The sequence below is a fragment of the Streptomyces sp. NPDC057428 genome, assembly GCF_042803195.1.
GTDB lineage: Bacteria > Actinomycetota > Actinomycetes > Streptomycetales > Streptomycetaceae > Streptomyces.
Window position 1 is genome coordinate 1 of the sequence record NZ_JBHVCT010000143.1, and the last position, 9,064, is coordinate 9,064.

The following is a 9,064-nucleotide window of genomic DNA, read 5'->3' on the forward strand; positions in this document are numbered from 1 at the left end:
AAGCGTGAAGAACTCCCATCATCGCAGGCCACAGGGCACTTCCTCGTTTCCGGAGAAGCTATCCACAGGCATCAAGCCGGTGGATTCGGGCTGAGTACGACGGCTGCCTCGGAGGTGTCGGAATGACCGGACAGTACGTACTGGATCTGCGGAAGGCCGACACGACGCAGATCGACGCAGTCGGCGGCAAGGGGGCTCACCTGGGCGAGCTGTCGGCAATCGAAGGAATCCGCGTACCCCCGGGCTTCTGCGTGACTACCCGCGCCTTCCGTCGGATCATGGCGGAAGTGCCTGCGATCGACGATCGGCTCGATGAGTTGTCGCGCTTGGACCCGGACGACGGGGAGGCGATCCGCACACACAGCGCGCGTATGCGTCGGGCGATCGAAGAGATCGCCATCCCGGGCGATCTCGCGGCCGCGATCACCTCTGCGCTCGCTCCGCTCGGTGATCAGGCCGCCTACGCCGTGCGGTCCAGCGCGACGGCCGAGGACCTGCCGACGGCCTCGTTCGCGGGCCAGCAGGACACCTACCTCAACGTCGTGGGGCCCTCGGCGGTCCTCCGACACGTCAGCCGATGCTGGGCCTCGCTCTTCACGGAGCGGGCCGTGGTCTACCGTCGACGGAACGGCATCGACCACCGTGCGGTCCATATGGCCGTGGTCGTGCAGCGGATGGTCTTCCCGCAGGCGGCCGGCGTCATGTTCACGGCCGACCCCGTGACGGGCAACCGGAAGGTGGCCACCGTCGACGCCGGCTTCGGTCTCGGCGAGGCGTTGGTCTCCGGCCTGGTGAACCCGGACGTCTTCAAGGTGCGGGAGGGCGAGATCGTCGACAAGGCGATCGCCGCCAAACAGCGTTCTGTGGTCGCCCTGCCCCTCGGCGGTACGCAGACCGTGCCGATCGCCCCGGGGCGGCAGGACGAGCCGGCGCTGACGGATGCGCAGGTCGTACGGCTCGTGCAGCTCGGCCGACGGATCGAAGCGCACTTCGACCGCCCGCAGGACATCGAATGGTGCCTGTCCGACGGCCACTTCCAGATCGTTCAGAGCCGCCCGATCACAACGCTCTTCCCCATTCCCCGGGCCGGCGACCAGGACAACCACGCCTACGTTTCCGTCGGTCATCAGCAGATGATGACCGACCCGATGAAGCCCCTGGGGTTGTCCATGTGGGCGCTGACGGCCATGGTGCCGATGCACGAGGCCGGCGGGAGGCTCTTCGTCGACGTCACCGCGCGTCTGGCCTCATCCACTGGCCGCGCGGGCCTTCTGGAGGTCATGGGGAAGGGCGATCCACTGATCAGGGACGCTCTGGAGACGGTTCTCGACCGCGACGGCTTCGTCCCTTCGCTCCCGGATGCGGGCAGCCCCGGCGGGCGCCCGGCGGGCGCTCCGTCCATCGAGACCGATCCGGACATCGTCACCGGGCTGATCGAACGCAGCCGGGCGTCGACCGCCGCCCTGAGTCGCAGCATCCGGACGAAGACCGGACCGGCGCTGTTCGACTTCCTGCTCGAGGCGTTCGTGGAGCACAAGCAGGTGCTCAGCGATCCGCTGAACCTCCAAGCGATCATGGCAGGGATGGAGGCCACCTGGTGGCTCAACGAGACGCTGCGGGACCGGCTGGGCGAGAAGAACGCCGCTGACACGCTGACGCTGTCCGCGCCTGGCAACGTCACCTCGGAGATGGGTTTGGCGCTTCTCGACGTCGCGGACGTGATCCGCCGGCATCCGGAGGTGGTTGCCTGGCTGCGGGGCGCCGGTGACTCGGGCTTCCTGGACGAGCTGGGCAGGCTCGCGGGTGGCAGGGAGGCACGCGAGGCCATCGAGTCATACTTCGACCGGTACGGTATGCGCTGCGTCGGCGAGATCGACATCACAAGACCACGTTGGCGGGAGCGCCCCACCACGCTCGTGCCCGCGATCCTCGACAACGTCCGGAACTTCGGGCCGGGAGCCGCCGGCCGGCGCTTCGAGCAAGGGCGGGAGGACGCCCTCAAGAAGGAACATGACGTGTTGTCACGCTTGCGTGCCCTGCCGGACGGGGCGCGCCTGGCCGATGAGACCAAGCGGATGATCGACCGCGTCCGGACCTTCATCGGGTACCGGGAATACCCCAAGTACAACATCATCAGCCGCTACTTCGTCTACAAGCAGGCCCTGATGGAGGAAGCCGAGCGACTCACCCGAGCCGATGTGCTCCGGGAGAAGGAGGACGTCTTCTACCTCACCTTCCAGGAGTTCCACGAGGTCTCACGGTCGAACAAGGTGGATGACCAGCTCATTCAGCAGCGCAAGAACGCGTTCCGTTCGTACCAGGCACTCACCCCGCCGCGGGTACTCACATCGGACGGCGAGGCGGTCACCGGAGCGTACCGGCGCGACGGTGTGCCGGCCGGAGCCCTGATCGGCCTACCGGTTTCGGTCGGGATCGTCGAAGGAAGGGCTCGCGTAGTCCTCGACATGGCGGAGGCCGATCTCGAAGCGGGCGACATTCTGGTCACGACCTTCACGGATCCGAGCTGGTCACCGGTGTTCGTCGGCATCGCGGGCCTGGTCACAGAGGTGGGCGGGCTGATGACGCATGGCGCGGTGATCGCCCGGGAGTACGGCTTGCCGGCCGTCGTGGGCGTGGCGCAGGCCACCCGGCTGATCCGCGACGGCCAGCGCATCCGCGTGGACGGCACCGACGGACATATCGAGATCCTGCCGTGACACCACACCGGGAGGGCGCCGGCAGCGACCGGGAGCGGCCAGGCGGGGAGCGGCAAAGCCATATTCCGTAATCGTCCCGCGACGGCCACCTGCAGCGCGCACCCGCGCACGGGCTTCGTCAACGAGTTTGATACACCGATCGATTCGACTGCCGTTGCCGGGATCCGCCCCGGGCATGACTCAATTCCCCAGGGGCACCCGTCCATATGGCAACGAAAAGGAACCGGAACTCACAGGAGAGGGCCATGGATATGCGGATAGACCTACAGCCGAGAAGTAACCGGGTGCCCCCTGATGCGCGGGTACGCACGTGCCGTCCGGCGATTCTCGACCCCGATCGGGAACCGGAGTGCCCGGCAGACACCGGGCCGGAGCGCAATATCGTCCGCAGCGACGACTGACACCGGCGCATCCCGCACGGCCGGCTGTCCGGCCGGCCGTGGGAAGCCTGTGCCGCTCGCACCTTCGACTCGGCAGGCGGGCACGGGGCGGAGTGGTGACGGACATCGGCCGGGTGCGTGTCTTACAGGAAGGGGGCGCGTTGTACCGATCATGAACGTATGCCGAGCTCTCACCGTGGCCGCAGCCGGATCCTTCCTGCTGGTGGCCGCCCCTTCTGCCCAAGCCGACAGTCTGGCTCCGGCGCTGACCGACACCGCTCTGACCGCGAGCACCGTCGGAGAGCGGACCGGCACAGCCGCCCATGGAGTGGCACAGCAGACCGGGGTATCGGACAAGGCCTCGGCCGTCACGGGATTGGTGGAGGCAGGGGTTGAAGCAGTGAGCGCGCGCAACCGGTCAGTCGACAACTGATCTCAGGAGTCCCCCGCGACGGCAGCCTGAAGATGGGCCGCGCCGCTGGAGCAGGGGTTGCAGCCGGTCCTCGGGGCTCGGGCCGATGCGGACCAGGGTTCTCGCGGGTAGCGCGCGTGGCGGGATCCGGCCCCCGTACAAAGTGCGTGGCACCGGCACCTGTTGCCCGGGGACGTCTTGCACGTACCCTCCCCACGAGCCGCAGGCGCGCCGCGCGGGCAGAGTACGTGTCGCCGGGGAAGGCTACGTTCTCCAGGTGTACGGCGGGGTGTCACGAACCCGCCCCCCGTCCGGTACCCCGGGACCGCTGTCCTTGGGGCGCCCCTGACACCCCCCATCACACCAGAGGTCGTCACCCATGACAGAGCTCGACCGCCGCAGGTTCCTGCAGATCGCCGGAGGCACCGCGGCTTTCGCGATGCTGAACGAGAGCATCGCGAAAGCCGCCACCATTCCGGCGCAGGGAAGCACAGGGACGATCCAGGACATCGAGCACGTCGTCGTCCTGATGCAGGAGAACCGTTCCTTCGACCACTACTTCGGCGCCATGAAGGGCGTACGCGGCTTCGAGGACCCCCGGCCAGTGCTCCAGGACAACGGCCGATCGGTCTTCCACCAGTCCGATGGAACGAAGGACGTCCTCCCCTTCAACCCGAAGGTGGCCGACCTCGGCATGCAGTTCCTGGAAGGGCTGAACCACGACTGGGCCGGTGGCCACCAGGCGTACAACAACGGCAAGTACGACAAGTGGGTTCCGGCCAAGACGGCTACGACCATGTCGTACATGACGCGGAACGACATACCGTTTCACTACGCCCTCGCCGACGCCTTCACCGTGTGCGACGCCTACCACTGCTCCCGCATCGGAGCCACCGACCCCAACCGGTACTACCTCTGGTCGGGTCACACCGGCAATGACGGCAAGGGCGGCGGCCCCGTCCTGGGCAACCAGGAGGCAGGCTACAGCTGGAGGACCTACCCCGAGCGACTGGAATCGGCCGGGGTCTCCTGGAAGGTCTACCAGGACGTCGGCGACGGCCTGAACGCCGCCGGGTCCTGGGGATGGATCGACGACGCCTTCCGAGGCAACTACGGCGACAACTCCCTCCTGTACTTCGACAACTACCGCAACGCCCAGCCCGGCAGCGCCCTGTACGAGAAGGCCCGCACCGGCACCGACGTCAAGGCGGGCGGCACGTACTTCGACCTGCTGCGGGCGGACGTCGTCAACGGCACGCTCCCGAAGGTCTCCTGGATCGCCGCCCCCGAAGCGTTCAGCGAACACGCGAACTGGCCCACGAATTTCGGCGCCTGGTACATCTCGCAGGTCCTGGACGCGCTGACGGCGAATCCGGCGGTATGGGCGAAGACCGCCCTGTTCATCACCTACGACGAGAACGACGGCTTCTTCGACCACGTCGTCCCGCCCTACCCCCCGGCCTCCTCCGCCTGGGGCCTGTCCACGGCGGAGGTGTCGAGAGACCTGTACCCGGGCGGCGGAGGATACGAGGCGGGCCCGTACGGGCTCGGCCCGCGCGTGCCGATGATCGTGGTCTCGCCGTACAGCAAGGGCGGCTACGTCTGCTCCGAGACGTTCGACCACACCTCGGTGATCCGCTTCATGGAGAAGCGCTTCGGCGTGCAGGAGCCGAACATCTCGCCGTGGCGCCGGGCCGTCTGCGGGGACCTGACATCGGCCTTCGACTTCGCCCGCCCGGACACGGCCCCCGCCACGCTGCCCTCCACGGCCGGCTACGTGCCGCCGGACAAGAACCGCCACCCGTCCTACCATCCGACCCCGCCGGGCACGGGCACCCTGCCGAAGCAGGAGGCGGGCTCCAAGCCGACCCGCGCCCTCGGCTACAGCCCGTACGTGGACGGCCGTGCCACCGTCTCCACCGGCAAGTTCACCCTGACCTTCGCCGGCGGTCCCAGCCTGGGTGCCCACTTCCACAGCACCTCGGGCAACCGTACGGACGGCCCGTGGCCCTACACCGTCGAAGCGGGCAAGACCCTCTCGGACACCTGGAGCACCAGCGGCTCCACCGGCAACCAGATAGATCTCACGGTCTGGGGCCCCAACGGCTTCCTGCGTACCTGGAAGGGCCCGGCGAAGAGGACGGGGCCCGAGGTCACCGCGCGCCACGTTCCGGGCAGCGGTAACCTGACGCTCCGCATGATCAACTCGGCCTCGGCGGCGGTCAATCTGACAGTGACCAACGCCTACGGCGGCGCGGCGCAGACATTCAAGGTCAGCCCCGGCGCGACCGTCTCCCACACGGTCGACCTGCGCCCGACGGCCCGATGGTACGACGTCAGGGTCGTCTCCGACGCGGACATCACCTTCCTGCGCCGCTTCACCGGTCATGTGGAGACCGGGGCCCCTGGCGTCTCCGACCCGGCGATCAGGACAGCCTGACGCGATCCTCCGGCGTGGTCGGCAACCGTCGCTCCAGGGCCGACGGGCCTGCTGAGCGTCGGCTGCGGGCATGCGCGGCACCCAACGACGCGCCGCCCCTCGGCGGGGTGTCGAAGGCGGAGTCCGGTACCTGCCCCAGGACAGGTACCGGACTCCGCAACCCCGGCCGGCCCGTCCCCCCACGGGCCAGACCGGCCGGGAGCCTTGAAGGACGCTCTCAGTGCCGGGTACGGAGGAGCGGGCCGCACACACTCAGTGCGTGACTGAACGACGACAGCCGCCTGACGCCTCGCCTGTCGCCGTGAGCGAAGAGCAGGGCTCCTCCGATCAAGACACGTGACAAACACCCGTCAGGGTTCACATCATCTTCGCTGCGTTCTCACTTCGTGTACCCGAGTCGACGTCGTCGGCAGACGACGCACGAGCGACCTCACGAAGTGCCGTCCCCGGCCCCAGGTGTCCTGCTCCAGGCCGTGACGGATGTCGGCATGATCACCGTCGCGTGCTCCGTGGTGATTTCCTGGTGCATACGGTGCAGCAGAGTCTCCACGTCGCCGATCGTCCGCGCACGGTCGTCTCCCCGGGAGATGCCTGGGAGGGCCGCCTGGGACAGCGCCCGGTAAGTCTGCACGACGAGCGGCAGCACGGTGGCGTCCTCCGCTCCGCCCATCGGTGTCGTCGCTGAGAGTCGTGCCGGAGCAAGACCGGCCTGGTGGAAGAGCGAGTAGAGGCGTGCTCCGGCGCCCAGGCTTCTTCCCTTCACGGTGAGCGCGTCCGCGACGCTCTTCAGCACTGTGCGCACCAGGGGTGTCGGCGGTTCGACGCGCAACGAGAAGTTGTCGAAATCCTGGAACAGGATGAGCCCGCCGGGACGCACCAGCCCGGACAGGTGGCGCAGCACTGCGACCGGGTCGGGCAGATGCCCGAGGACCAAGCGGCCGATCACGGCGTCCACCGGCTCTTCGAGGGCGACGTCCGGCAGGGTCATCTGCTCGAATCGGAGACACCCTTGCGTGCTCGGCCCACTCCCCCCGCGCACCGCGGCCCGGGAACGCGCCACCTCCAGCACGTCCGCAGCCGCGTCGATTCCCAGCACCGCACCCGTGGGACCTACGATCTCGGCCGCCAGGAAGGACACGTCCCCGGCGCCGCAGCCGACGTCGAGGACCCGCATCCCACGACCGAGCCCTGCAAGGCGCAGCACATGCTCCGTGATCGGATCGTACAGACGGGCCTGCAGCACGAGTCGGTCTGTTTCCGTGGGCGAATGCCCCAACAGGTAGTCCGAGGAGGGTCTTTCATGGTCACGTGACATCAAGCATTCTCCAGGGACGAGAGCATGGATCAGCGGTGTCCGGTCGACCGGCGTACCGCCATTGGTCAAGCCCGCACGGCGCTGCGCCCTCGTGCCTCAGTGGGGGCTCGCGGACCAGGCCGCCACGCCTGCCGCACGCACGCACGCCTGCCTGCCTGCCTGCCAGGCATGACGGATGGTGTGAGACACCCTCCGGAGATGGCCGACCAAGACATAGTTGCCATGTAAATTAAATCAACAGGGTCGGGATGTCAATGGCATGCGTCGGCTCCGGCCAGTCGGTATTTGCCCGGTGAAGAACGCACCTGGACGTTCCGCAGTCCTAAGGGACCCCGCGTGCCGGGGTACCGGCAGCCGGCGACGGACGCGCACGGCCCCGTACGGATCGGCCCCGCTCGCAACGCGCGCGGCCGGCCCGCTGTCGGAACGACCGGCCGTCGCACCACGCAGCGCCGGGCTCCGGCCGGGGCTCCGCACCGGCACCACCAGCTTCCGTGGAAGTCCGGCCCCGAAGAAGGGTGCGTGAGCCTGGGTGTGAGGAACCCAGGCTCACGCAGCCTTCCCCGGTTCGGCCCGACACGATGAGGTCGAAGGCGCGGCGGGTACGCCGGTAGGCTGCGACAGGAGAGCCGGGACATCCGGGTCACCGTCGTCAGACCCGGATTCACCCGGAGCGAGCTGACGGACCGCGGTGGCTCGCCGGAAGCCCAGGGCGCCGCCCGCGCGGCGGCCGAGCAACTGGCGATTCCCACCTCGGCCATCGCCGACGCTGTCGCTTTCGCCATCGCCCAGCCGACGAACGTCGACGTCAACGAACTGATCGTGCTTCCTGCCGCGCAGGGCTGACGCCCGAAGAAGTTGTGTGCCCGGCGGGCATGTTCGCCGTTGGCGCGGGATCCGACCGCGATCCGGGCCGCTGGCGGCCCTCACGCGCCTCGTCCACGCGGCCACGGCTTCGGATACGGCCGAAATCGACCACGTGGTCCGCAGTTCCCCCGTCACGATCACCGCCCAGACCCTGAACCTGAATGAACCCCACGCCCGACTCCCGGCACAGATGGCCGCCCTTACGGCCCAGCTCGAAGTCCGAAACAGAGCCTTCGAAGTGTGGTGAGGGTCGAGCAGACACAAGATCGGTACCGCTGTCAGGCAGCGCGTCGAGAGGGTTCAGAATCCGAGGAGGGCTGGCATCGATCCTGTCAGGCGGGCTACCTTGTGCAGCGATGACTACCGGGACGGCATTACGCCACACACGGATTGGTGACCCGGCGCTCCTCTGAGCGCCGTACGGGCCGGTCCCGGCCCGCTGTTTGACCGAGGGTCCCGCGCTGCCGCGCGGGCTCCGCCTCCTGTCGTGTTGATCACAGCTCGACACATCAACCACGACAGGAGAACTCGTGCCCACCAAGATGCTGCACATCCCCACCGCGGACGGCCAGGCCGACGCTTTCGCCGCCTTCCCCGACAACGGCGAGCGGCACCAGGGCGTACTGATGTACCCGGACGGCTTCGGCATCCGGCCCGTGCTGAGGGAGATGGCCCGCGAACTGGCCGGGCACGGGTATTACGTGCTCGTCCCCAATATTCTCTACCGGCACGGCCCGGCACCGGTGATCGAACTTCCCGAGCACATCGGAGAAGAGGTCCGGCCCGCAGTCTTCGCCCAGCTGATGCCCTTGATCGAGGCGCACACCGTCGAACGTGTCCTGAGCCCGGATCCACCGGCTTGGTGTCTGTGGACACTCGTTCCTGAAACGAGGAAGTGCCTTGTGACCTGCGATGATGGGAGTTCTTGAGGCT

Annotated in this window: 4 protein-coding genes and 1 pseudogene; 4 read left to right on the plus strand and 1 reads right to left on the minus strand. The window is 68.1% G+C overall.

The genetic code is table 11. The features are described 5' to 3' along the window. The first annotated feature begins 122 nt into the window (after positions 1–122). The 3 genes from rph (at position 123) to ACFU5K_RS30095 (ending at position 5,949) form a co-directional block, all read left to right on the plus strand. The gene (gene rph, locus ACFU5K_RS30085) at positions 123–2,717 is read left to right on the plus strand and encodes a rifamycin-inactivating phosphotransferase (RefSeq protein ID WP_384067333.1); all 2,595 of its coding nucleotides are present in this window, start codon (positions 123–125) and stop codon (positions 2,715–2,717) included. Positions 2,718–3,269: 552 nt separating this feature from the next. Continuing rightward, on the plus strand, positions 3,270–3,530 hold the full coding sequence (locus ACFU5K_RS30090; RefSeq protein WP_384067336.1) for a hypothetical protein: 261 nt from the start codon (positions 3,270–3,272) through the stop codon (positions 3,528–3,530). Positions 3,531–3,888: 358 nt separating this feature from the next. Beyond that, complete coding sequence (locus tag ACFU5K_RS30095) at positions 3,889–5,949, plus strand: phosphocholine-specific phospholipase C (RefSeq protein ID WP_384067339.1); 2,061 nt, start codon at positions 3,889–3,891, stop codon at positions 5,947–5,949. A 430-nt stretch (positions 5,950–6,379) separates the two neighbouring features. Here the strand turns inward: ACFU5K_RS30095 and ACFU5K_RS30100 are convergent, their stop codons facing one another. Next, positions 6,380–7,192, minus strand: coding sequence for a class I SAM-dependent methyltransferase (locus tag ACFU5K_RS30100; RefSeq protein WP_384067342.1), 813 nt, complete (start codon positions 7,190–7,192; stop codon positions 6,380–6,382). Positions 7,193–8,673: 1,481 nt separating this feature from the next. Between ACFU5K_RS30100 and ACFU5K_RS30105 the strand changes: the two are divergent. After that, positions 8,674–8,973: pseudogene (locus ACFU5K_RS30105) on the plus strand (dienelactone hydrolase family protein); the annotation flags it as partial. Positions 8,974–9,064 lie beyond the last annotated feature (91 nt).